Source organism: Shewanella donghaensis (assembly GCF_007567505.1).
GTDB lineage: Bacteria > Pseudomonadota > Gammaproteobacteria > Enterobacterales > Shewanellaceae > Shewanella > Shewanella donghaensis.
The window spans coordinates 3,056,597-3,081,761 of sequence record NZ_CP041783.1 but is presented as its reverse complement, the minus strand read 5'-3'; the positions used below and the strand labels follow the sequence as shown (position 1 = coordinate 3,081,761).

Annotated in this window: 20 protein-coding genes; 13 read left to right on the top strand and 7 right to left on the bottom strand. The window is 40.3% G+C overall.

All coding sequences use genetic code 11. The features are described 5' to 3' along the window. Positions 1–42 precede the first annotated feature (42 nt). Both FPK91_RS13065 and FPK91_RS13060 read left to right on the top strand, forming a co-directional pair. Complete coding sequence (locus FPK91_RS13065; protein WP_144211661.1) at positions 43–1,425, top strand: sigma-54-dependent transcriptional regulator; 1,383 nt, start codon at positions 43–45, stop codon at positions 1,423–1,425. Between the two features lie 20 nt (positions 1,426–1,445). Continuing rightward, the gene (locus FPK91_RS13060) at positions 1,446–3,569 is read left to right on the top strand and encodes a sensor histidine kinase (RefSeq protein WP_144214401.1); all 2,124 of its coding nucleotides are present in this window, start codon (positions 1,446–1,448) and stop codon (positions 3,567–3,569) included. A gap of 1,020 nt (positions 3,570–4,589) precedes the next feature. Here FPK91_RS13060 and FPK91_RS13055 read toward each other — a convergent pair. The 3 genes from FPK91_RS13055 to FPK91_RS13045 all read right to left on the bottom strand — a co-directional run bounded on the left by FPK91_RS13055 (position 4,590) and on the right by FPK91_RS13045 (position 7,559). Next, positions 4,590–5,048: a GNAT family N-acetyltransferase gene (locus FPK91_RS13055; protein WP_144211660.1), complete on the bottom strand. Its 459-nt coding sequence runs from the start codon at positions 5,046–5,048 to the stop codon at positions 4,590–4,592. 172 nt (positions 5,049–5,220) lie between these two features. Next, a complete protein-coding gene (locus tag FPK91_RS13050) occupies positions 5,221–5,886 on the bottom strand; it encodes a 7-cyano-7-deazaguanine/7-aminomethyl-7-deazaguanine transporter (protein ID WP_144211659.1) in 666 nt (221 codons plus the stop codon). 314 nt (positions 5,887–6,200) lie between these two features. Next, complete coding sequence (locus FPK91_RS13045) at positions 6,201–7,559, bottom strand: isochorismate synthase (protein WP_405127311.1); 1,359 nt, start codon at positions 7,557–7,559, stop codon at positions 6,201–6,203. A 322-nt stretch (positions 7,560–7,881) separates the two neighbouring features. Between FPK91_RS13045 and FPK91_RS13040 the strand changes: the two genes are divergently transcribed. From FPK91_RS13040 to FPK91_RS13030, 3 genes are all read left to right on the top strand, one after another. Then, complete coding sequence (locus tag FPK91_RS13040; protein ID WP_144211658.1) at positions 7,882–9,078, top strand: HD-GYP domain-containing protein; 1,197 nt, start codon at positions 7,882–7,884, stop codon at positions 9,076–9,078. A 148-nt stretch (positions 9,079–9,226) separates the two neighbouring features. Beyond that, positions 9,227–9,871 (top strand): paraquat-inducible protein A, encoded by a 645-nt coding sequence (locus FPK91_RS13035; RefSeq protein WP_144211657.1) that lies wholly within the window; start codon positions 9,227–9,229, stop codon positions 9,869–9,871. Positions 9,872–10,002: 131 nt separating this feature from the next. After that, positions 10,003–10,197: a hypothetical protein gene (locus FPK91_RS13030; RefSeq protein ID WP_144211656.1), complete on the top strand. Its 195-nt coding sequence runs from the start codon at positions 10,003–10,005 to the stop codon at positions 10,195–10,197. 66 nt (positions 10,198–10,263) lie between these two features. Here FPK91_RS13030 and FPK91_RS13025 read toward each other — a convergent pair whose 3' ends face one another. Then, a complete protein-coding gene (locus tag FPK91_RS13025; RefSeq protein WP_144211655.1) occupies positions 10,264–11,205 on the bottom strand; it encodes a YeiH family protein in 942 nt (313 codons plus the stop codon). A gap of 299 nt (positions 11,206–11,504) precedes the next feature. On the opposite strand from FPK91_RS13025, the gene FPK91_RS13020 reads away from it, so the two are divergent. Both FPK91_RS13020 and ccoG read left to right on the top strand, forming a co-directional pair. After that, positions 11,505–13,055: a sigma-54 interaction domain-containing protein gene (locus FPK91_RS13020; RefSeq protein WP_144211654.1), complete on the top strand. Its 1,551-nt coding sequence runs from the start codon at positions 11,505–11,507 to the stop codon at positions 13,053–13,055. Between the two features lie 212 nt (positions 13,056–13,267). Then, positions 13,268–14,836: a cytochrome c oxidase accessory protein CcoG gene (ccoG, locus tag FPK91_RS13015; protein ID WP_144211653.1), complete on the top strand. Its 1,569-nt coding sequence runs from the start codon at positions 13,268–13,270 to the stop codon at positions 14,834–14,836. Positions 14,837–14,932: 96 nt separating this feature from the next. Here the strand turns inward: ccoG and FPK91_RS13010 are convergent, their stop codons facing one another. Further along, positions 14,933–15,487: a TMEM165/GDT1 family protein gene (locus tag FPK91_RS13010; protein WP_144211652.1), complete on the bottom strand. Its 555-nt coding sequence runs from the start codon at positions 15,485–15,487 to the stop codon at positions 14,933–14,935. Positions 15,488–15,913: 426 nt separating this feature from the next. On the opposite strand from FPK91_RS13010, the gene dmeF reads away from it, so the two are divergent. Together dmeF and FPK91_RS13000 are read left to right on the top strand one after the other, a co-directional pair. After that, on the top strand, positions 15,914–16,927 hold the full coding sequence (gene dmeF, locus FPK91_RS13005; protein ID WP_144211651.1) for a CDF family Co(II)/Ni(II) efflux transporter DmeF: 1,014 nt from the start codon (positions 15,914–15,916) through the stop codon (positions 16,925–16,927). Continuing rightward, the gene (locus FPK91_RS13000) at positions 16,927–17,343 is read left to right on the top strand and encodes a MarR family winged helix-turn-helix transcriptional regulator (protein WP_144211650.1); all 417 of its coding nucleotides are present in this window, start codon (positions 16,927–16,929) and stop codon (positions 17,341–17,343) included. Before dmeF ends, FPK91_RS13000 begins: the two co-directional genes overlap by 1 nt. A 110-nt stretch (positions 17,344–17,453) precedes the next feature. On the opposite strand, the gene FPK91_RS12995 is transcribed toward FPK91_RS13000, so the two are convergent. After that, the gene (locus tag FPK91_RS12995; RefSeq protein WP_144211649.1) at positions 17,454–17,972 is read right to left on the bottom strand and encodes an aldolase/citrate lyase/malate synthase family protein; all 519 of its coding nucleotides are present in this window, start codon (positions 17,970–17,972) and stop codon (positions 17,454–17,456) included. A 195-nt stretch (positions 17,973–18,167) separates the two neighbouring features. On the opposite strand from FPK91_RS12995, the gene FPK91_RS12990 reads away from it, so the two are divergent. From FPK91_RS12990 to FPK91_RS12980, 3 genes are all read left to right on the top strand, one after another. Then, on the top strand, positions 18,168–19,697 hold the full coding sequence (locus FPK91_RS12990; protein ID WP_144211648.1) for a DUF3612 domain-containing protein: 1,530 nt from the start codon (positions 18,168–18,170) through the stop codon (positions 19,695–19,697). A gap of 283 nt (positions 19,698–19,980) precedes the next feature. Next, positions 19,981–20,625, top strand: a complete 645-nt coding sequence (locus tag FPK91_RS12985) for a YqiJ family protein (RefSeq protein WP_144211647.1) — start codon at positions 19,981–19,983, stop codon at positions 20,623–20,625. A gap of 87 nt (positions 20,626–20,712) precedes the next feature. Next, the gene (locus FPK91_RS12980; protein ID WP_144211646.1) at positions 20,713–22,491 is read left to right on the top strand and encodes a flotillin family protein; all 1,779 of its coding nucleotides are present in this window, start codon (positions 20,713–20,715) and stop codon (positions 22,489–22,491) included. A gap of 110 nt (positions 22,492–22,601) precedes the next feature. On the opposite strand, the gene FPK91_RS12975 is transcribed toward FPK91_RS12980, so the two are convergent. Further along, a complete protein-coding gene (locus FPK91_RS12975) occupies positions 22,602–23,063 on the bottom strand; it encodes a hypothetical protein (RefSeq protein ID WP_144211645.1) in 462 nt (153 codons plus the stop codon). A gap of 417 nt (positions 23,064–23,480) precedes the next feature. Between FPK91_RS12975 and FPK91_RS12970 the strand changes: the two genes are divergently transcribed. Then, positions 23,481–25,163 (top strand): diguanylate cyclase, encoded by a 1,683-nt coding sequence (locus tag FPK91_RS12970; RefSeq protein ID WP_227006568.1) that lies wholly within the window; start codon positions 23,481–23,483, stop codon positions 25,161–25,163. Positions 25,164–25,165: the final 2 nt, after the last annotated feature.

Below are 25,165 nucleotides of genomic sequence, written 5' to 3'. Positions count from 1 at the left end.
GATAACCTTAAATGTAGTCAAAATGTCCAAAGTGGAAGCCTTATGAACGCTAATGAACCCAACACTAAACCGTTACCTACTGCTGTTTCGGTATTGATTGTGGACGATGAACCCGGAATGCGTAGTTTCCTTCGGAAAGCTTTGTCCAAGAAGTTCGCTTTAGTGGAAACCGCTTCAACTATTGCAGAGGCTGAAAAACTTCGTAGCCGAGGTCATTTTGATTTACTTATTGTCGATATTCGCCTACCTGATCGCTCTGGTATCGAATGGCATGAAGCACTTAATGAGCAGGAGCGTCGTTCAGATATTATCTTTATGACGGGTTATGCCGATATGGATGTCGCCATTAAAGCGCTCAGAGCAGGGGCTTCGGATTTCATTATGAAGCCGTTTCATTTAGAGCAAATGATGACATCGGTTGATCGCTGCATCGAAAGACGTTTATTAAAGCGTGAAAACTTTATGCTGCGCCGTGAGCTTTCAAGTGGTCACTCAACCACTATGATTGGCAACAGTGATTCGATGTTGGAAGTTAAACAAGTTATTGAACGTGTTGCCCCAACAAACGCAGTGGTATTGATTGAAGGTGAATCAGGCACAGGTAAAGAGCTGGTGGCCAGGCAACTTCACCAACTTAGTGGCCGAACTGGGCCGTTTGTTCCGGTTAACTGTGGCGCCATTGCTCCAGAGTTATTAGGCAGTGAGCTATTTGGACACACAGCAGGGGCATTTACGGGCGCAAAGGGCGCACGTGAAGGTTTATTTCACTTTGCTACTGGCGGAACCATCTTCTTAGATGAAATTGGTGAAATGCCAATGAAAATGCAAACTGCACTATTGCGGGTGCTCGAGCAAAAATCGATTAGACCTGTAGGCAGTGAAAAAGAGGTCGCCATTGATGTCCGCGTGGTTGCAGCGACAAACCGTTTATTATCAGATGAAGTGGCCTCGGGGAATTTCAGAAGTGACTTATATTATCGCCTAAATGTGCTTAATATTTTAATCCCACCATTACGAACTCGCCCTGAAGATGTGATTGAACTCACCCATCACTTTACTTGGCAATTGGCTCGTGAGCTAGGAGTTAAGGAAGTGGTTTGGAGCCATGAAGACTTACAAGTGCTGCAACAACATGAATGGCCGGGGAATATTCGTGAACTACGTAATATGATTGAACGCTGTATTTTACTCGGCAAGCCTCCGGCGGAATATTGGAAAAAATCTATAGTACCAGAGGTTATTACTCAGTCAGGTTATCCATTAAGCTGGCCATTGAAAGAAGTAGAAAAGCAGCATGTAATGAGTGTTGTGGATGCTAACAGTGGTAATAAATCTGCAGCAGCTAGGGACTTAGGTGTGTCGCGTAAGACCTTAGATCGTAAATATAAAGAATGGTTTGATTCTGAACCGAATAAGGAAGATTAATTGTGTCAGTCTTTCGACAAATGTTTGGAGTAAGTTGGCAGCAGATGCAGGCCAAGGTGCGTTATCGCATTTTAATTTTGACCTTGCTGCCCATTTTACTGACCCTAATCAGTTTAGTTTTTATTACGATTTACTGGAATATCAGTTATACCGGTAAGCAATTGTTCATGAAAGTGAAAGCGGATTTAACTGTAGCAACCAATACTCTTGAACAAGTGCAAAAGCAACAAGAAATCCAGTTGTTAAATGTGAGTCAATCATGGGGTTTTCAAAATGCGTTTAAGGAAATAAAACAAGGCAATAAAGCGCAGTTAGCAGATATTAATGCCTATCTTGAGCAACAAAAACAAATCCTCCAGCTTGATATTCTTAGACTGATAAAAGTTGAACAAGCTGCTGCAGATCCTGACTTGCGGCTGATGTTGCCTAAAATACAAAACCAGGAAGCATTATCAGGATTAATGGTGCTGTCAGCAAAACGCCTAGACAGACTAGATCCTAGTTTAGCTGGCGTGGCTCGAATCCCAATTTCGGCGACATTGAGGGCACAGGAGCCTAAAAAGCTCGAAGAAACTCGGGGTATGTTAAGCCGCAGTTTATTACCAATTTTGGATGAAAATGGTCATGCTAGTTGGTATCTTGATGGCGCCATTTTATTTAATCGCGATACCGTTATAGTCGATCATATTCGTGATTTGGTATATGACAAAGGCACTTTACCTGAACGGTCTATTGGTACAGTCACCATTTTTTTAGATAATGCCCGTATTAGCACCAATGTACCGATGAACTTGTTTTCCAACTACATTGGCACAGAACCTAGAGCATTAGGGACGCTAGTGTCTGAAGATGTACGACAGAAAGTATTGGTTGAAGGGATCCCTTGGGTTGACCGTGCTTTTGTATTAAATGATTGGTTTATCTCGGGATACTCTCCACTCGAAGACATCAGAGGTAAGCGTATAGGGATGATTTACGCAGGCTTTTCTGAAGCCCCCTTTATTCATACTTACATTCTAAACATTCTCGAACTCGGTACTATCTTAATGTTAGTGCTGTTGGTGTCAGGTTTCTTAGTTTATCGCGGCGCTAACAGCTTACTTGAACCCATTGAACGTATTCATCATGTGGTTAAAGCTGTGCAGTCAGGACGTGACTTACGTATTGGCGAGCTGGGTTTAGATCGTGATAACGAGCTGTCTAACCTGGCTGAACAATTTGATCACATGCTCGATTTACTCCAGCGACGTAATAATCAAATTCAAATAGCGGCCGAACAACTTGAGGTAAAAGTAGAGCAACGTACACGAAGCTTGCAAGACAAAACCGAAGAGTTACAGCGAAATGTTGCGCTATTAAATGAAACTCGTCAGCAATTAGTCACCAATGAAAAGCTCACTGCATTGGGGGAATTAACTGCGGGTATCGCCCATGAGATTAATAACCCAACAGCGGTTATTCTTGGCAATATGGAATTAATGAAGTACGAGTTGGGCAACAATGCATCAGTGGTTGAAGAAGAGATTGAGCTAGTTATTCAGCAAGTAGGTCGTATCAGTACCATTATTCGTAGTCTGTTACAGTACAGTCGCCCAGGCGAGTTTAATGCGCCGCTTGAGATGCACCAGATACAGTCGATTATTGAGGAAGTGCTGGTGCTGGTGAGGCATTCGATTCAAAAGCAAGAAGTTGAACTCATTAAAGAGATCAATACCGAATGCGCTGTGCAAGTTAATCGACCACAAATCTTACAGGTTTTAATTAATTTAGTTGTCAATGCGGCGCACGCAATTGAAAGCAAAGGTCGGATTTGGATAAGAGCCAATGACTGGATTGAAAATGGCGAAGTCATCGGCGTTAAATTGGAAGTTGAAGATGAAGGTATTGGGATTAAGCCTGAGCGTCTAAGCCGTATTTTCGATCCTTTTTATACCACCCGTAAAGACGGTACCGGTTTAGGCTTATCGCTCAGTTACGGCATTATCAAGCGTATTGGTGGCACCATTGAAGTGAAGTCTACATTAGGTAAGGGAACAGTATTTACTATTGGCGTTTATCATAAGGCGAAAGAAGAGCAAGAAAACAACCCTTATGATGGTCTGCATTTTGGGGCTGTGGAGGATGAGGTTAATCATCAAAGCTGAGTTTTAGACAGAAAGTCAGGTGATGAGGCTGGTTACTAAATCATTAGAAGTGTATGAACAATGTCGTGCTTGAATTGAGTTATGGAGCGCATGAATATTTGGGTAAAAAAAGTCAGGTGATGAGCCTGGACACTAGATGACTACTAGAAGAGTGTGAACAATGTCGTGCTTGAATTGAGTTATGGAGCGCATGAATATTTGGGTAAAAAAAGTCAGGTGATGAGTCTGGACACTAGATGACTACTAGGAGAGTATGAACAATGTCGTGCTTGAATTGAGTTATAGAGTGATGAAAATTCGGGCAAAAAAAAGCCAGGTGATGAGCCTGGCCACTAGATGACTACTAGGAGTGTGTGAGCAATGTCGTGCTTGCATACTCAGAGGGGATTAATAGGAGATGAAGCTATTAATGATTACTGAGTTTTGGAACGCACATAAATAGTAATCATTCTCATTATCGTTTGCAAGTTTAATATTCCTTTTCTGTTACTGTTTACAAACCATTTACAACGCCACATTGCTTAACATCTCGTTTGGGACTCCTTATGTGGTCGTGTCTTTTTAAACATAATCATTAGGTTCTATCAAGACTGAATGCAAGCTCATCAGAAAATTCTTCATAAAGAGTTATCCTTCACTTTTGCTATCAACAATACATATTACAGATCAAAAGTGAGCCTTTTAAAGTAATGTTACCGCTTTTAGTTGCAGTAGTTGTTTCAATGATAAATTGAAGAAGAGTGATGGATAGTGGGAAGGTAAATGATAAATTTAAGGCAAAAAAAAGCCAGGTGATGAGCCTGGCCACTAAGAGTGTGTGAGCAATGTCGTGCTTGCATACTCAGAGGGGATTAATAGGAGATGAAGCTATTAATGATTACTGAGCTTTGGAACGCAAACGAATAATAATCATTATCATTTCTATTTGCAAGTTGATTGCAAAATTATTTATAAATTTACAGAGGCTTTACGGTTTTAACCTTGTCATTACACTGATGTTGTATAGAGCAAGGTCAAATTTTAATTTATAATTTTTTGTAAAAACAGCTTGTTGCGAGAAATTATAGCAGCTGTTTCAATTTTTGTGATTTGATAATGGTTTGCTACAAGCATATTTAGCATTGCTTTAAATTCATTGCGCGTTTTAACTTCAAGACGCAGATATCCTTGACCTGTGGCCCACTTCTCTTGATGCTCTAGCATTGATTGAGCTAATCCTAATTTTCTAAAGTCAGCATCCACACCACCAAGCCAGCTGTAAAAACAGTCATCGTTCAGTTGATAACCTATTTTAAATCCAGCTAATTCACCTTCAACGTATGCGATAAGCAGTAAACAAGGGTTATTGCCTATTCTATCTTGCAATGATTCGATTGTTTGTGCGCGATCGAGTTCATGGATGCGTGAGCTTATTAAGGCAATTTTATTTGCGACATCAGAGGTGAGTTCTGTGTGAGCGACAATTTGGATATTTAGCATGATAGCAATTACTTTTGGTCTGGCCGTATCACTTTGAATAACAGGCCTTCCTGAAATAAAGATAGATACAGTAAAAATACCGCAGCATTATAACTCATCGTACCAGTTGTTGTGCGGCGTTGTTTCAACATTATGACAAAGATCGGCAGGGATTATGATGATATCGCTACTATCAAACTGCTTCAGAGGTCTTTTGCGATTCAGTACTGACTAATCTATCAGTCAATATTTTCAGCAGTACACCGTAAGCAGGAAGAAACAGACCTAAACTCACAATGAGTTTAAAGGCATAATCTACTGTAGCAATTTCAGGCCAGTGAGCTGCCATAAATTCGTCTGAAGATGCATAAAAGGCCACACTGAAGAACACGATCGTATCGACTAAATTACCAAATAAAGTAGAAGCTGCAGGTGCTATCCACCACGCCTTAGCCTTTCGCATTTTTGCAAAAACAGTAATATCCATTAATTGGCCGATCAAATAAGCCACAAAGCTGGCAAATGCAATACGGAACACAAACTGATTCCATTCGGTAAGTGATTCAGCTCCTTGGAAAAGTCCTTGGTGAAAGACAACTCCCATGACATAAGAGATGACAAGAGCAGGTAGCATAGCTTTAAAAATGATACTACGGGCAGCTTGTTGGCCAAATATTCTAACGGTGAGATCGGTAGCTAGATACACAAATGGAAAGCTAAAAGCACCCCAAGTGGTGTGATAACCAAAAATTTGGAAAGGGAGTTGCACTAAGTAATTACTCGCGCAAATAATAATGATGTGAAAACTGACTAAAAACATCAGCGCTCGGCGACATTGCGCCTGAGATAGCATTAACATATTGTGGCCTTTTTTATTGGGTTAGACGGGGTGAGGGAACCCGTATATGAATGTACTTGGCGTGTTCGGTTATATTATTCTAGCTGACTTATATTGTAGCCATTGCTGGTTCAATCTATTTATTGAACTGCGTCAGTTACGCCAAGGAGGACGCATTATAGTGAGCAAAAAATAAGATGCAACTAGCAAGAGTGTTCAATTAAGATAAATGTGACTAAAAATGGATTGTGCTTGGGTGATTAATTGATGTTATTTTATTTTTCAAGCAGGAAACATCGAGGATGTAGAAGTCAGCGTTAGACTTAAACTTAAACTTAGAGTTCAACCAGAATAGATAAAATAGTGGTGAGTTTATTTTCTAATTCTTGCCATTCTTCAAGAGGATCTGAACCAGCAACAATGCCCGCTCCAGCAAAGAGGTTAATACGCCCAGGTTCAATGAGTGCACTTCGAATAGCCACCGAAAACTCACTCTCATACTTATTTAAGTAGCCACAGGCTCCAGCATACCAACCACGATTATAGCCTTCACGTTGACGAATAAAATTCAGAGCCGACTCTCTAGGTAACCCACCTACCGCTGGCGTTGGGTGTAAACCTTGTAGTAATTGAAAGTCATTGACCCCGGCTTTTAGCTCCGCCCGAATCGAGCGATGTAAATGTTGTATATGGGTTAATTTAAAAATCTTAGCGGACTCATCAGCACCGACGTAATGACTTAGTGGCGTTAACACATCGACAATTTGCTGTCTAACTAATTGGTTTTCATTACTGTTTTTAGCATCTTCAAGTAATTGATTTGCTAAAAAGTCATCTTCTTCCTGATTTAAACCACGGACAGTTGTCCCTGCGAGCGCTTCTGTAAATAGCTCTTTTTGACGGCGCAAATACAATCGCTCAGGAGAACAGGAAATAAAGGTGCGTTCAGGACTAAATTGAAACCCAAATTGAAAACTATTGGGGTTACGTCCTTGCCAGCAGGCTAATACTGTCCAAGGGTCAACGACATCATTTATTTCTAATTGAGTTTGACGAGACAACACCACTTTCGGAGTGGCAGCATTAAATTTAGGGTGAGTAACTTGTTCAACGAGTTCTTTCCAGCGCTGATAAGTGGGTAAATCACTGCGTCCCATTAGCGGTAGTTTATTGGGTGGAGATAATGGTTTAGCTGGTTTTAACTGATTGATTGCCTCAATCGCAGCATCGCATTCCTCAACCACAGATGTATTCTCAAAACTGAGATTAACCAATATTCTGACAATATTGCCATGACGACGTAGTTCTATTCTTGGCAGTACAAAGCGTGTGCGTCCAAAATCAGGCCAGCACTCAACAGTTCGATCAAATGCGACTCCGCCGTAATAACGAATATCTTGATTGCTGCTTTTTCCGCGTTGGGATTGATAAATAGATGATAGCAATTCGTCATCGATTTCCTGTTCTTGTTTAAAGTCTTTACAAGCACCTACTGCTGCTACTTCTTCTTGTTTATCACGACCATGCCAATATATACGAGGGTATTGAGTTTGCGCACCTAGCCAAGAAAGTAATGGAATTGATTTGGCTTCCACAGAAATTTGTACCACAGGCTCATTGGCGTGTGCCAATTTCATCGCATGTAGCTTTTTGATTAACTCGTTAAAGTGCTCAAAAAAAATGTGGCCAGACAAGGTCAACTCCAAGGTTATGATCTTAAATAGTGAGAATTAAGAAGTGCATAGTGAGATTATTAATTATGCCTTAAGTTAGTTAAGGGTTCAAAAACTGTCAATCTTAAGCCGTTAATGCTGTGATCTGAATTGCTAATATAATCAAATTTAGTCATTTTATACACTGTTTTGCTGTAGGTTATCCTTGCTTTACTTGGAGTTAGAACAGGTTATATTTATTTAGGTAATTTTTATAAAAAAGTATAAAATAATGCCTGTTAATTTACATGTCATTTAGCATGATAACAAATGTAGCCCTGTTTATTAGGAGAGCCCCTCATTAATGACTGCATTACCTGAGTCAAAAGATATTATTCGCATACCTGTGAGCCGATTAGGTTTAGGTATGTTTGTGGTGGCTATCGATCGTAAGGATAGCAAAGTTGCTATCAGTAATGCTGGTCAAATTAAACATAAAGACTCTATCCTCAAAATAGCCAATGCTGGAATTAAAGCTGTGTGGGTAGATGTTGAGCGCTCTTCTGATGGTTGCGGTTTAAAGAAGAAAGTTAATCCAGATATCGATGCCAGTAAGCCGCTGGTAAGAAAAGCCACCAATAATCGCGAGAACAAGCAAGCTCAAGCAAAAAAAATTCTTAGTGAAGCGAAATCATTAGTTAGAAAGGTATTGTCTGAAACTTATGAAGGCAAGGCTGTTGAAGTCGCTCCGTTTGAAGACATTGCTGATAAAATGATTGAGTCGGTTATGGGTGATGCAGATGCGCTTAAATGTGTTTCAGCTCTGAGAACTAAAGATGCCTACTTACTGGAACACTCAGTAAACGTTGCTTTTTTATTGGTGACTTTTGGCAAACATTTAGATTTAGATAAAGCACTGTTAAAAGAAATGGCAGTGGGCGGTATTTTACATGATATTGGTAAGATTCAGATTGATAATAAAATCTTACACAAGCCTGGCAGGTTAACTCCTGAAGAGTTTGAAGAAATCAAAATGCATCAAGTTCATGCTAAAGCAATTATGAACGAAACTGAGGGACTATCTCAGATCAGTAAAGATGTGTGTTTAATGCACCATGAGAAACTTGATGGTAATGGCTACCCTAATGGTTTAAAAGGCGATGAAATACCTTTGCATGGTCGTATGAGCTGTATCGTTGATATTTTCGATGCGCTCACTGCTACACGTTGCTATAAAGAAGCTATGAGCCCAGCTGCGGCCTTTAAAATCCTAATGAGTTTAACCCCATTTCACCTCGACCAAACACTGGTATACGAATTTATACGTTGTGTTGGTATATATCCGGTTGGTTCATTGGTGCAACTATCTGATGAGCGTGTAGGTATTGTGTGGGAATCCAAAGGAAGAGATGCGTTAAACCCAGTGGTTAAATGTTTCTATTCGCAAAAGCATAAACGTTATACAGAAATTACTTTCGTCGACTTGCGTAAATCAGATCTTAATATTGATCGTGGTATTTCTCCCCGCTCATTAGCAGTAGATCCAAGCCCTTTTTATTAATTACTTACCTACTTATTACTTAATAATAGCTAGGCATAAGTCGTTATGGCTTTTTAATGAAGTTTCAAATCAACTTATTGAAAAACCATAATAATTGTTAATATATTCTTTATTGCCTACCTTAACTATTTTTATCTCGGAGTTTTAGATGAAGTCACTTCTTAGCATTATGGTGATTCTTATTTCACTTGCGCTATTAATCCCTGGTGTGACTCAGCCCATTTTGACGATTGAAGGCTCGATTGAAAAATCAGAGCTGGTTGAAGCGGGTGTAACCATGTTCACTGAAAGCCTCTCAGAAAGTTCGCGAGACAATGCGCGCAGTATGCTGGATATGGCAGTAAGTATGTTTGGCTTTGATAGCATTGAGGGTGAAGTCGAAGTCTTTTATAAAACCCGCAGTATTGTTGATACCGTCAATGAGCTATACCAATCTAATAATATCTTGGTGGCCGCATTAGTGGGTTTATTCAGTATCGTTTTCCCAGCGATTAAGTTACTTACAATGTTGATGGTCAATCTGCCAATATTTAAGCCTTTTCAACGTGGGTTAATGACATTTATAGGTGCTATAGGTAAGTGGTCGATGGCAGATGTATTTGTGGTGGCGTTAATCATTGTTTATATGGCAGGTAATGCGTCTGCTGGTATGGGCGAACTACTGACGACCACAGCAAAGTTTGAAATGGGCTTTTATTACTTTAGCGCTTATTGCGTATTTTCAATTGCTAGTCACTGGATAATGGCTTCGAGTGTGAAAAAAGACAATCAATCAGCGCAGAATAACCTTTAATTAAATAACTTAATCTGAATAACATAGTAAAAATTGATATTGGCGGCTTAAGCTAACAATTCCGATAATGATCTTGGTAGAAATTAAAAGGTCGTTATCTCATTATTATGTTGGCGTTGTTAAGCTCAAAAATGTTTAAAGCAAGCGCGATTGTTTGCTTATGTATTATTGCTATTGTTGCCTCTGTGCAGACAATTGGCTTAACGCGCGCGGTTATTGAGCTGTTTGCCTTTGGTGGTTTAATTGCTTTAGCGCTCGCTAAGCCTGATATCCAACAAGAGCAGCATCAGAAAAAACATGCAGACTTCAATCAACAAGACTTTTAACGAGAGTTTTTCCTGTTACAGATAGTTCGTTCTGCCATGTACTCAAAAGCCTTTCAGAAATTCAACTTAACTTCCTGTTAGTAAGATATACCCCAGTGAAGTACTCCCAATCGCCAGCCATAATAGAATACCTAACAATAATGGTTTTGGGCCATTAGCACGCATTTTACTGACCGTGATACCAGCGCCAATTAAAAATAAACACACGATAAGCAACTGCTTAGATACGCTAAACAGCACCTCATAAACGGCTTGTCCTTGTGGAATGAAGTAGGCGATTAATATGGCGATACAATAAAAGCCAATAAAATACGGGATAGATATTTTTGATTTATCACCGCCAAAAGCGACCGCACTCAATAACGCGATAGGAATTATCCAAAGTGCTCTGGCGAGTTTAATGGTGGTCGCGGTTTTAAGAGCTTCATCACCATAAGCTGATGCGGCGCCAACCACAGATGAAGTATCGTGAATAGCAATTGCACTCCAAACACCAAAATCATATTGGCTAAGTGATAACGCATGCCCAATGGTGGGAAATAAAAATAATGCCGCTGAATTGAGTAAAAATATACATGCCAATGACACCGCAATTTGATCGTTCTTAGCATTAATCGCAGGCGCTACTGCCGCGATAGCGCTACCTCCGCAGATAGCAGTACCACAACTGATCAAGTGACCGGTCTTTTGTTCTAGTTTCAATAATCGCGTTAAGCCATAACCCAGAATCAGCGTGAAAAAGATAGAGCCAACGATTAACCCTAGGTTATTGCTACTGGCCGCAATCGCTTCAGGTAAGTTAATCCCAAAGCCTAGGCCGACGATTGAATAGGCCAGCAATTGTTTGGTGAGCTTATTTAAATCAATGTTATTTGGCACCATGCCAAGGCTGGCAAGTGTGAACCCCATGAGCAAAGCGATAGGAGAAGAGATAAAAGGCGTTAAGCAGATTAAACCGATAGCGATGAATAACCCTAGTTTGAATCGTGCTGAAATAGCTGCTGTCATTGAAAGTAACTCACAATACTGATGACTTATTGTAGCAAGAACAGTGCTTATGGACGATAAAACTCAGCTAAAAAATGGTGAACCTGAGACGTTTGCGCATTTAAGCTCATTTCACAGTGCGATATCTCCAGTGTTTAATAGATATAAATCGACATTAATGAGAAATTGACTGATAAATTCTTTGTTATGAATCGTCTGTTATAACAAAACTTCGCGAATGATAAGTAGTGGTCGCGAAATGTCGTGACTTGGTTATAATTACTACTACTCTTTACGATATTGTTGGTATCGCGCTTATTATGAATAAACCCCACTCCGTTAATGTCAGTGCTCATGCTCATGTAAGTGTTAGCCCTAGCTCCAGTACCAGCTCAAATATTAGCTCTAGTGCCAGATCGAGTATTAGCCCGAATGTAAGTTCTGATATAAAAAGCAGTCATTTTTTACCAGAAAACACCTTATTACTTTCGGCTATAACTGAGGGAGTGTATGGCTTTGACCTCGATGGTAATGCCGTTTTTATCAATCCTGCAGCCGAGAAAATGACCGGCTGGAAAAGTGAAGAATTGATTGGTAATAATATTCATGATTGTCATCACCATAGTCATGCAGATGGTCGCCATTATCCTCGAGAAGATTGCCCGATATATCGTACTTTGCACGATGGGGTAGCAAGACAAGTCAGTGAAGACGTGTTTTGGCGCAAAGACGGTAGCTGCTTTCCGGTTTATTACAGCTCGACTCCGGTATATGACCATGGAGTGTTGATTGGGGTTATCGCGATATTTCGTGATGTCAGTATTCAAAAGCATACCGAAAGTTCATTACGAGAGGCTTTGGCACAAGTGCAGGCGCTTTCTGAGCGCTTAGCATCAGAGAATCAATATTTACTCACTGAACTTCAAGGTAAGCAGGGGGCTACTGGTTTATCAGGAAGTAGTCAGGCTATTAAGCACCTGACACAACAAATTAGTTTGGTGGCCAATACTGATAGTACGGTGCTAATTTGTGGTGAAAATGGCACAGGTAAAGAGCTGGTGGCACGTAGTCTTCATCAATTAAGTCATCGTAAAGACCAGCCTATGGTCAGCGTTAATTGTGCTGCATTTTCGGCCTCTATTTTGGAAAGTGAACTGTTTGGTCATGAAAAAGGCGCCTTTACTGGCGCCACAAGTCGCCGCAAAGGCCGTTTTGAGCTGGCACATAACGGCACTTTATTTCTGGATGAAATAGCTGAGTTAAGTCTTGCAGCTCAATCAAAACTATTACGCGTGATTCAAGAGCAAACCTTTGAGCGTGTAGGCAGCAGTGAATCCATTAAGGTCAATATTCGGCTAATCGCAGCAACTCATCATGATCTGCAAGCTAGAGTGGAGCTGGGTTTGTTTCGAATGGATCTCTATTACCGCTTGAATGTATTTCCTATTTTAGTACCGCCACTGCGTGATCGCAGTGAAGATTTAGCTGAATTGGTTAGCGATCTGGTTGGCTCATTAAGCCAAAAGCTGGGTAAGAAAATCACTAAAGTGAGTGCTAAAGGATTCAAAAAATTACAGCATTATGCTTGGCCGGGTAATGTCAGGGAATTGCAGAACTTAATTGAGCGCGAGATTATTCTTACACAAAACAACACCTTGGATTTTAATAGTCTTACTCTACAAAATGCACATACTGCTAACGTACAGCCGAAACATGTTATGACGCTAGCACAGGCGGAGGCGGCGCATATTCGCGAAGTATTAGTAAAAACTCAATGGCGGATATCTGGTGCTAATGGAGCTGCAACTTTACTAGGTTTGCCACCTAGTACACTTAGATCGAGAATGAAGAAACTGCTTATTTCCAGATGAGTGCTAAGAACATAATCACAGTTTCTTGTGTTTCAAAAGCCGAGATCATTCATATCATCATAAGTCACGATATATCGCTAAAAAGTGATATATCGTGACTTTATTTATTGTTATTGTGAATTTTAGTATTATTAATCAGTAGGTTAACCACAATTCAGTGTTGGCGTATGTCTTGCTATTCCTAAGGGTATTTTGAATTTAGGAATAAGCATATGTCTGAGCCTGTATCTCGTGCTGTCACTACCGCAAGTCAATCAATCCCCATTGTTAATATTTATGGTAATAAAAGCCACTTAGATAAAATACATGTGCGAGAACAAAAAGGTCTATTTCAACGTATTCGGAAAAGCAGCAATAGCTTGCTTATTTTGATGTTCTTTTTACTGCCATTCATGAATTATCAAGGGCGTCAGGCAATACTGTTTGATGTCACCAAGCAGCAATTCTTCTTTTTTGATGTCACCTTATGGCCACAAGATTTTACCGTTTTGGCATGGTTTTTCATGGCAGCGGCCTTTGCATTATTTTTCATTACCGTTTATTGGGGGCGAGTCTGGTGTGGATTTCTTTGTCCGCAAACCGCATGGACTGCGATGTTTATGTGGATAGAGGCTAAAATTGAAGGCAGCCATCATCATCGGTCAGCTTTAGATAAAGCGCCCTTATCTATTGTTAAAGTGCGCAAAAGATTCACCAAGCACAGTCTGTGGATGTTAACGGCATTGGTAACAGGTTGTGGTTTCATGGGCTACTTTATGCCTGCAAGAGAGCTGTATTTAGACATCTTCACTTTGAGTAGTGGCTTTTGGACCGGAGTGTGGGTGTGGTTTTTCGCCATATGTACCTATATTAATGCGGGCTGGATGCGCGAAATGATGTGCTTACATTGCTGCCCATATTCACGCTTTCAAGCCGTGATGTTTGATTCTAATACTAAAACAGTAAGCTACGATGCTGCTCGCGGTGAAAATCGCGGCCCACGCAAACGTTTAAAGAAGACTGATAAACCACCTGTAAGCAATATTGTTGATATTAAAACTGATGCAACTTTAGATGTCTTAAGTTTCGGTGGCTCAAGTTTAGGTGATTGTGTTGATTGCCACCTTTGTGTTGATGTTTGCCCTACAGGGATAGATATCCGTAATGGTTTGCAATATGAGTGTATCAATTGCGGTGCCTGTGTTGATGCGTGTAATCAAACGATGGATAAGTTTGGTTACCAACAAAACCTTATTAGCTTTACCAGTGAAAATGCGTTGAAAGGTGAAGCTAAGCCTTCTATATGGTCTGTTAAAGCGGTGGGTTACGCCAGTGCGTTAATCATTATGTTGTTACTGATTGTGATGGACTTAAATCAACGCAGTGATATTCAACTGAATGTGATTCGCGATCGTCAAAGTCTGTACCGTGAAGTCAGCGACACGGTGACTGAGAATAGCTATCTATTAAAAATTAGGAATAAAACCCAGCAAGCAGCTTTCTATCGGATTAATGTTAAGGCCACTGATGATTTACAGTCTCAATTTGAGATCCCTAATGACACTTTAGTGATGATTAGTGCTGCCGAGCAGTTAGAGTATCCGCTAACGGTGAGACGCACCGTTATCATTAATCCAAATACAATCGTTAGCCAGAGTTCAGCGCTTATGGATGAAGCGAACAATGCTTCAAAGTCCTTTGATAATCTCGAGTTTTCTATTACTGAAGTTACTCCTAAAGGCATGGTGGTTTCAGCTAAATTAAATCAAGTATCCCAAGAATCACGTTTTTTTAGGCCCTAGCTAGCACTTAGGAATAAAGCGCTTGAGGATAGATGAAAAGAGTCATGGGTAACCGAGTATTTGGTTACCCATTTTTGTGCCATATCATTTAGCGGATTAGATCATTACCGCGCCAATAGCGAGCAGTACGAATAACACTGCAGTCACTTTACGGATCAAATCCAGCGGTAGTTTATCCGCTGAAAGTTTGCCAATGATAACCACAGGCACATTGGCCAACATCATGCCGATAGTTGTACCTAGAACCACCATGAATAAGGCATCGGCATATTGAGCCCCTAAAATTGAAGTGGCAATTTGGGTTTTATCACCGATTTCGGCAATAAAAAATGCAATAAAGCTGGCAATAAAAGGGCCACGATTGGAGATTTTTTCGTTCTCGTCTAGTTTATCTGGGATAAGGATCCAGCCAGCCATAGCCAAAAAGCTGATAGCAACAACCCAAGTGAGGATTTCAGGGCTTAGATAATCAGCCACAACAACGCCGAGCCAGGCTGCAAGAGCATGATTTAATATCGTCGCTAAAAAGATAGCAGCAATAATGGGGATAGGTTTACGGTATCGACTGGCTAATAGCAGGGATAATAATTGGGTTTTGTCACCGATTTCTGCCAGTGCAACAGTGGTAATCGATATAGCTAGAACGCTCACAATATTCTCTTGGAGGCGGGGATTATTGATAACCAAGACAACTCTCACTCCCCACCTCGGGTTGTGATCGTTGTCTATGGTCTCACTAAATCTGTACTTGCATGCAGCAAGCATAAGATCTTGAACGCCATGATGATTTTGCATCAATTATGTTGACGGACAAACCAATTACACATTGTAAGTTGGCAAGTTACTCCCCAAAGACGCGGCGATACTAAAGTTTTTTGCTGCTGTTTTCAACAAATAATACAAAATAAAGCTTAAACATTGAGCGAGCTCACTGATTGCTAAAGTGGCATAAAAGGCTATTGACTTAGTTTGATAGTCAAAATACTATCTGAGTATATAGTTTGACTATCAAACTATGATTGAAAAACCCAAAAATAATTAAAAAATAAGCAAACAATAACTAAGTAAAGGTGCCTTGTGACATTTTTAAACGAACATACTCATCAGTTTAGCTCTCAGCATAGTTCTGGAGAGAGGCGAACACTCTATGTATTAATGTTAACCGTCACCGCCATGGTGGTTGAAATTGTCTCCGGTACGATATTTGGTTCAATGGCATTACTGGCCGATGGCTGGCATATGGGAACTCATGCGGCGGCTTTTTGCATTACTTTATTTACTTACCGCTATGCTAGAAAACATGCTGGTAGTGACAAGTTTTCCTTTGGAACGGGTAAAGTGAGTGTCTTAGGCGGTTATACCAGTGCAATCGTATTGGGCGTGGTCGCATTATTAATGATGGTCGAGTCCATCAACCGCTTATTCAACCCACAGAACATCCAGTTTAATGAAGCCATAATAGTGGCCTTTATTGGCTTAGCAGTGAATGTCGTGAGTATGTTTTTACTGGGTGATCATCATCATGACCATTCACATGGGCATTCACATGGGCATTCAGATGGACATTCTCATAGCCACGCTAATAGTCATTCGCACCAAGATTCAGAAAAGCACTCCCATGAGCATTCTCAAGAGCACTCTCATGACGATGAAAAAGTCGCTCAACCCAAACATCATGATCATAATTTACGTGCCGCATACTTACATGTACTCGCGGATGCATTGACCTCAGTATTAGCGATAGTGGCGCTTATTTTTGGTAAGTTCTATGGTTGGAATTGGCTTGATGCCGTCATGGGTATGGTCGGCGCTGTGGTGATCTGTAAGTGGACATACGGGCTACTAAAACAGACGAGTCCGGTATTATTAGATGAGAATATTGATCAGCAATATCGCCAATCGATTGTAGAATTATTGCAGCCTTTCGCCGTGGTAAAAGACATGCATATTTGGAAAATTAGCGGCGATCATTACTCTGCAGCAATCATACTTGAGTCGCAAGTTGATAAAACTGTGGCCGAATATAAACAATTAATGACGAAATTTGATAAAATAGTGCATCTGACACTCGAGGTTCATCCCGCTAAATAATGAAAAACTTAGAAAATCTGAATCAATTATTAACCGAGTTTTACGACAAGATGGCTTCTTGGGAGCAATCTGTCGTAAAAGAGACTGGTTATTCTTTGGCGCAAACACATACTATTGAAGTATTGGGTAATCATGGCCCGTTGCGGATGAAAGAATTAGCACAGAAATTGGCTATTACTACCGGGACGTTAACCGTTCAGGTGGATAAATTAGTCCAGGCTCAGCTCATTGAGCGCTGTGCGCACCCTGATGATAGACGTTCGATAGTGGTGGTGTTAACAGAAGCTGGGCAGAAAATTCATCGTCAGCATAATCAATTACATTTAGATTTAGTGACTGACTTGAGTCGTAACATTGATCCTGAACATCAGCAGATTTTACAAAGCTGTTTGGAAAAGATGAACCAAGAGTTTTAGCTCAAATGCCAGAAATAATAAAGTCCAAGCTGTATTAATACAGATTGGACTTTTTAATGGACTATTTAATGAGCTGTTTTTACCATCTTAAGCGATATAGAGAGTAATCATTAACGCTGATGCATAGCGTAATCACTGCCATCTTTGGCGGTAAATACTTTGCAGTTACCTTCTGTTGGTAAGCAACGTGAATGCAGCATGCTTACCCATTGCTTATAAGGTGTTGGCAAATTCTTGATTGGCAGTGCCACTTGAATATCTTCAATATGCGCAGGGTCGTTAGCACCCAGTTCACCATTTCGGTCAAAGCTCACTTCAACATGAGTATCGTTATTCTTTAATACGATAGAGGTTGGGTCGCTTTTATGACCAGTTAACGCAACAAACTGACAAGGATTTTGCAATCCACATTGGCTACCATCTTCCATAAAGGCAAGCAGATGAGTGTAGTAAATCACGTAACTACTTACTTCGGCATGTGAACCGCTAGCAAGTGGAAAGTTATTGTCTAAAAATACTTTCGCGTTAGCGATTTTATCTGCATCGGTGCTGGTGGCCACAATTTGTTCTTCAATGAAGCTGTTAAGGTTGTGAGCGGCTGTGCTGTTGTTCATAGTAGTCATATTCATAACCTTATCCTCTTCGTTTGATGTTGGCATTAGTTGCTAAATGATTGCGGTTAATGCCTGCGTACTGGTCGAACTGTTATTTGTCATAAATCGTTCTGTAAAAGCAAAAACTGTTTCCTGATTGCTTGATTTGTAGTCTAGTGCATTTTTCACTACAATTTCACAATAGAAATTTTACAGTGTGAATTTTACAAAATGAGAAATGATCAAAGCTTAATGAGAAAGTCGCATTTCCTCGGTACTAAGATTCGTAATTTACGTAAACGCAATCATCTGACCATGGAAGATTTATCTGCTCGATGTATTCGAGTGGATTCGAGTTCGGCCCCTTCTGTGTCATACTTGTCGATGATTGAGCGCGGTAAACGTGTCCCCAGTGCTGGGATGCTGGCCGTGATTGCCACTGTATTTCAAAAACAAGTAGATTGGTTTTTAGATGACACACCTGAAGAGCAATCTATTACCCCAGAAAAAGGGCGTCGTGGCGGTGTTAGCGGCATGCCACTCGAACCAAGCTTCTTGTTTTCAAATGATATTTTACAAATTGCTATCCCCGAAATGTTGTCACAAACCGGCACATCAGGCAGGCAGTTTGCCCAGTTACTTATTCGTGCTCACCAAGAACATCATCAAAATCACTTCCCCGACTTAGAGCGCGCAGCTGAAGATATCGGTAAAAAACAACTGCCTCTATCGGCTGATGAAATGCTTAATATTGCCAAAAGCATGGGGCTAAAAATTAAATGGATAGATGAGATCCCCACTGAAGTTATCGATGAAACTGGTGCCAGTTCAGCGCGATTAACCACGTCATTTTTTGAGCCGCCAGCAACGATTTATATCAATAAAGCCCTTAAAGGCAATGCGCCAAGATTAAAATATGACTTGGCTGTACACATTGGCCATTGTGTATTACACAACAAAGATGGCCTCAAAAGCGTGATGACCTCAGGTCGTCGAGTGGAATCAGACGATGATGCATCGATGCAATCTAATACCCTTAATGCACAAGATATTTTGCATGCATGGCGCGATTTTGAATCGAGTTTTTTTGCTGGAGCCTTGTTATGTCCTAAAGTGCCATTCAGGCAATTGCTTGACCGCCATGGTTATGAAATTTCGGTACATAAACAACTGCAGGTGTCTGCATCAGTGGCAATGCGCCGCATGACTGTCGTCTCACCTTATCCACATTGGCATTACTTCGATGCCTATGCGCCAGGAAAGCTAAAAGCGGTTTATCGCGGTAATGGTATTCCACTGCCTTGGGGCAATATGCGTATCGTTGAAGATCCTTGTCATCACTGGGCAGTGTTCAGAAAAATTAATGAACCGGCAACGGCGGGCACTTCAGCACAAATTTCAATATTGAATGTGGGTAATGAACCTCGAATTTATTGTTGTGAATCGATAAAAGTGGATGACTCAGCGGGTAACCCCCATGTGTTATGTGCCGGTATTGATCTTAATCCAGCCATTGAAGCCCAAGGTAAAGATGCCCAATCTATTACCGAAGATTTGAAAAAAGCTTGTGTTGATAATGGTGGATTAGTGACGATTCCAAAGCACATCAAAGCTGACTTAACCAGTGTGGCTAAAATCCTTAATATCAATTGGATAGAACGCGGAATTGAAAATGATGCTCGAGTGATTTGTTCCCGCGGCGCCGTGTGCCCACGCCAACCAAGCTGTTATGCCGCAGGAAAAGCACAATGTGATAGTTAATTACTCGCTCTAAACTGGCTGATCGTCCGATTATCAATATAGTAATAATCGGGCTCATAGATACACGGTGGCAAGTAAAATATCCAGCATTTCATCAATTCGTTTGAGTTACTGCTTCACAAATGACGCTGTTCTGATATTGTTGTTCTCCATCGTTTTTTACAGGGTAGCCTTGAGTTAAAACGCTATTCTTGATGCTTTATGATTAAGCGTCCTAAGCCATAATTCCCTACCACTGATTATCGTGAATGACAGTCAGTGTTTGCTGTAAAGGAATACAGTTATGTTCGAATTTTTATTAATAAATGCTAATACGCCTTATGCAATAGCATTAACGTTAGTGCTGACCCTCGCTATTTTAGAGGGAGTTGGCTTAGTTATTGGTTTTAGTATTTCCAGCCTGTTAGATCATATATCCCCTGTTGATTTTGACCTTGATGCTGACTTAACCGTTGCTAACACCGGGCTCACCCCGCTGTTAGGTTGGCTTTGTCTCAATAAGCTACCAATGTTAATTTGGTTAGTGTTATTTTTGACCTGTTTTGCCTTGCTGGGCTACAGCGTTAATTATTTAAGTTACGTTTACGCCAACAGCTTAATTACGCCATTTATTACTGCGCCCATTGTATTTATATTCAGCCTTTTATGTACGTCACTGGTGGGTCATCCTTTAGCAAAAATCCTCCCTAAAAATGAGTCTTTAGCGGTATCTAATGACAGTTTTAGTGGTCTATCAGCCAAAATTACCGTTGGTACTGCCAAATTAAATAGTCCTGCAGAAGCGGTACTGGTGGATCAGCACTCGCAAAAGCATTATGTGATGGTGGCGCCAGAATTCGCAGAAGAAAGCTTTAGTCAAAATGAACAGGTCGTATTGCTACGTAAGTCTGGCAGTATTTGGTTAGTCGCCAAACTTGAGCCGTTTTAAACAATAAGTTTCAACACTGAAATATCAATAAGCTTCAAAAATTAAATCATGGATAGAACCATAAATTGTCGTTAAAAAGGAATAGAAATGGACGTACTAGATATATCTTCAAACACCAATACCATGTTTATCTTAATCGTAGCGGGTGTGGTCATACTTGCTTTTTTTACCATCGGATTAATGTTTGCCAAACTATACATTCGCGCTTCTAAAGAGATTGCCTTTGTACGTACCGGTTTTGGTGGAGAAAAGGTCGTAAAAGACGGCGGTACTATTTGCCTACCTGTGTTGCATGAAACCATTCCAGTCAATATGAATACCTTACGTATTGAAGTCGAAAAAACCCAGAAAGATGCGTTGATCACCAAAGACAGAATGCGTGTGGATGTAAAAGCAGACTTTTATTTGCGAGTAGCTCCGAGCAAGGAAGGTATTTCCATGGCTGCGCAAACGCTGGGTACAAGAACCATGCGTGTGGAAGAGCTTAAGAAGCTAATGGAGTCCAAATTCGTTGATGTATTACGCGCAGTTGCTGCTGAAATGACCATGACCGAAATGCATGAACAACGAACTGATTTTGTACAAAAAGTACAACAAAGTGTTGCCAATGATCTAGAGAAAAATGGTCTAGAACTCGAATCAGTATCGTTAACTGGTTTTGATCAAACTGACCTACAGTTCTTTAATGAAAATAATGCCTTTGATGCTGAGGGTCGTGCAAGACTGGCTAAAATCATTGAAGAAAAACGTAAAGAAACCAATGATATTGAACAAGAGAATCGCGTAAAAATTGAGCGTAGAAACTTAGAAGCTGAGCGTCAATCTCTAGAAATTAAGCAAGAAGAAGAGGAAGCTCGTCTAAACCAGGAGCAAATAATTGCCTTTAAACGTGCGGATCAAAAAGCCGAAATTGCTAAAACTCGTGAGAGTAATGAGCGTGAAGAACGAGAAGCTGAAATAGCGAAAGAGCACGCCATTGAAACCGCAGAAATTGAGAAATCAAAAGATATTGAAACCCGTCAGATTGATAAGAAAAAGACGCTTGCTCAGGCACAAATTCAACAACAACGCGATATTGAAGTGTCTGAACAAGAAAAACAAATTGCAGTCGCAGTGAAGTCAGAAGAAGAGTCGGCAGCAAGAGCCAAAGCAGCAGGTGCAGAAAAAGACAAAGTTGAAAAAGAAGAAGCGGTTATTACTGCAAGACAAGTTGCTGAAGCAAACCGTCGTAAAGAAATTGAAGTGATTGACGCTAAGAAAGAAGCTGAGCGAGAAGCTGTTGGGGTGACTGTACATGCAGCTGCTGAGAAACAAGCTGCTGAAGATAGAGCCATTGCGATATTAACTGAAGCAAGAGCAGATTCAGATTCGAAGAAACTGCGAGCAGAAGCAGATGAAAAAGTGTTTGCGGTTGAAGCTGCCGGTAAACAAGCGTTGTATGAAGCTGAAAACACTTTGAAAGATGAGCAAATAGAGCTACAAAAAGCCATAGCGATATTAAAAGTACTGCCTGAAATCGTGGCTAATGCCGTTAAACCTTTAGAAAATATAGATGGTATTAAGATTCTTCAAGGCTACCATGGTGCTGGATCTGGTAACGATGCTAGCGTAGCAACAGGAACGTCAGGTATGGCGGAGCAAATTACCTCAGCGGCGCTTAATTATCGTGCCAATGCGCCACTGGTTGATTCTATGCTGCAAGAGCTTGGTTTAGTCGATTCAAAATCTGGCACGTTAAACGATTTAGTGAGTGGTAATAACTTCTTAACTGATGCAACTCGCAGCGCAATTAAGCAAAGTAATATGCCGCCAGTCATGCCAAATGGTAGCAAGGTTGAAGAGGCTTTAGCACCAAAAGCTAATTAACTGTACTAGCTCAGACTTGGGCTAGCATCTAAACCTAAAAAAGAGGATTAATAATCCTCTTTTTTGTTTTCTCTTGAGTATATTGAACGTTGAAAATTACGGAAAACTATTTATTTCCCTGCTTCTAAAATTGGCATACCCGCTTCGGTAGGAATATAAATTCGTTCGCCATTACCGTCTTGTAAGCCTTTTATCCAGATATAACGTAAGTAAGCTTCATTACCTTTTAATGATTCACCAATGATCTTGTTGGCTTCTGCTGCAGCCTTGGCAAGTTCGATATCAGCAGCGCCCTCAGATTTTGCCCGCACAATTAGTGCCTTACCTTCTGCCTCGGCAAGTGTGACCCTCGCTTTAGCTTGCATTAAAGCGGCTTGTTCTCTGGCTTTGGCTTCTTCAATAAGGATCTGTTTTGACCATTGGGCTTCTTTTAACGCTGCCTGTCCATTGAGTTCCATTTTGTAGACGTTGTATTTTGGCCAAGCCCATAAGGCCAGTATTAACAATATGATGCCCGTGAAGGTCAGTAAGGCTACTGAGCCCAATGCGAGTGCTTGTTTATTTTGGTACATGCTTTACGTGTCCTTACTTTTATTATTGTTATGAAGATCAATCAACTGGCAACTGGGCCGTACTCAACTAAAATAGCTTTTTATATTATTCCATTAGAATTCAGTATTTTGTTGGTAGTTAGCTTAGCGTAATAGATAATAGAAAGTGAAGATCTACCGCAAATTTTGTTGGGGATGAGCTTGTTGTAAAAGTCTGGTTTGTGAGCGTTTTATTTAACTGTTAATTTTTGAGCTGGCTAACGTTTCATGGTTGTATAGAGCGTAGAGTTAACTGATTAGGAATAAAGCCTTTATTAGGCCTTAACAAAGTAAAAAATTTCCGCTACAAAATATAATTAGCAGCTACAATTAAATTTAATAACACGTATGTTATGCGGAATAAAATACAAATTTAAAGGACTAAATTTTATCAATAATATGGCAAGAATTACCGCACTTTTTGTTTATTTTCTTTTCTCACTTGCCGTTGGTACGGTAAGTGCTAGCCCTTATGTTACGTTAGATGAACGCGATAAAATTGAAATTGTTGAGGAAAATCTCTGGTATAAAACTTCGCCCCTGATTTCCGATCCTCGTTTTACCGATCTCGTGCTCTTATATGCCGATGCCAAACAAGTGACTTCAACCTTGGGAGGAAACGGGGCTTTTGTGGCAAGGATACCACTAGCCAATAGCCGTGATATTCAGCACACTCGGTTTGTGAATTTATATACAAATTACTTAGACATAGGGACTGCATATTGGCAGTCAGAGCAAGGTGAAGTTGTTGATTTAGAGAGCTTTGGGCAATTAACTGGTACAAATCCTAAATTAGCTCATTCACAAACCTTCTCGCTGGTGTTGAATCATCATGAGCGTGGTGTGCTGTGGATTTTTATACAAGCCAAGAAATTTGCCACTCCAGTAGACGTTAATATTTATAGTAAAACAGCTTTTTATAATAAACAGTTTATTGCTAATAGTATCAATACTATGGCTTTTTCGGTGATGATTACGCTCGCCTTAATTGCCTGTTTTATCTATTTGAGAACGCGTTATTTAGTGACTTTAGCCTGTGCAGGATATGTCGGTTTTCATGGTTTAGGTTGGCTTGTTGCCTCGGGAAGTTTTGGGCAGCTGTTTAGTATCAGCGCTTTTAACCCCGTTTATCTTGGCATCATGATATTTCCATTTGCGATAGCCTCAGCAAGTCAGTTTACTAAGCTACTGTTTAATTGCTCCCATGAGCATAGTAAATTCGCAAAGCTATTTAATTTACTATCAATAGTTAGCGTCATTTTGGGCTTGTTAATGCCCTTTTTATCTTTTAATACCAGTTTCTTAATATCCCATGTTATTGCCGCTGTATGGATCCCAATCAGTATCGGGACGGGTATATTTATGCTCACCACACGGAATTTTAAAGCCAAATATTATTTAATGGGCAATCTATTATATGGGCTGTCTCTATTTGTTTATGTTTTATCTCATGCCCTAAAACTTGATTGGAATATATCTACTGAATTGATTGTGCAAATTGCATTAACCATTGATTGTATATGCATTTTGCTTTCTTTGACTGAGTGGCTGCAAATAAAACAGAAGGATTATCATCGTAGTTATACTATTTCTCGGATAGACCCATTAACAAAAATAGGCAATCGCTTTGCTCAAAATGAAAAACTCGCCAAGCTAACGGGAGACTACTGTCTAACATTTATCGATCTTGATGGCTTTAAAGACATCAACGATACATTGGGACATGATGAGGGCGATAAACTATTAATTGCCACAGTCGATCATATTCAACAAAAGCTACAAGGCTTAGGAACTATTTTCAGATCTGGAGGTGATGAGTTTATTTTGGTGGCTGAAATTACAGACCTTGAACACACCGCTTCAGTACTTGCACAATTGTCAGCCGTACTAATCAAAACAGAGCAGGAATTGCAGCGAACTAGATGGAAAGATATTGGCCTAAGCTTTGGCATCGCTACAAGTTTTGAAACTGCAAATCAATCAGAGTGCTTATCTCTAGCGGATAGACGTATGTATAAACAAAAACAGGAGAAGAAAAAAATTCCCAGTGAGACCAAAGTGAGTATTGAATCTAGTTTCTAATC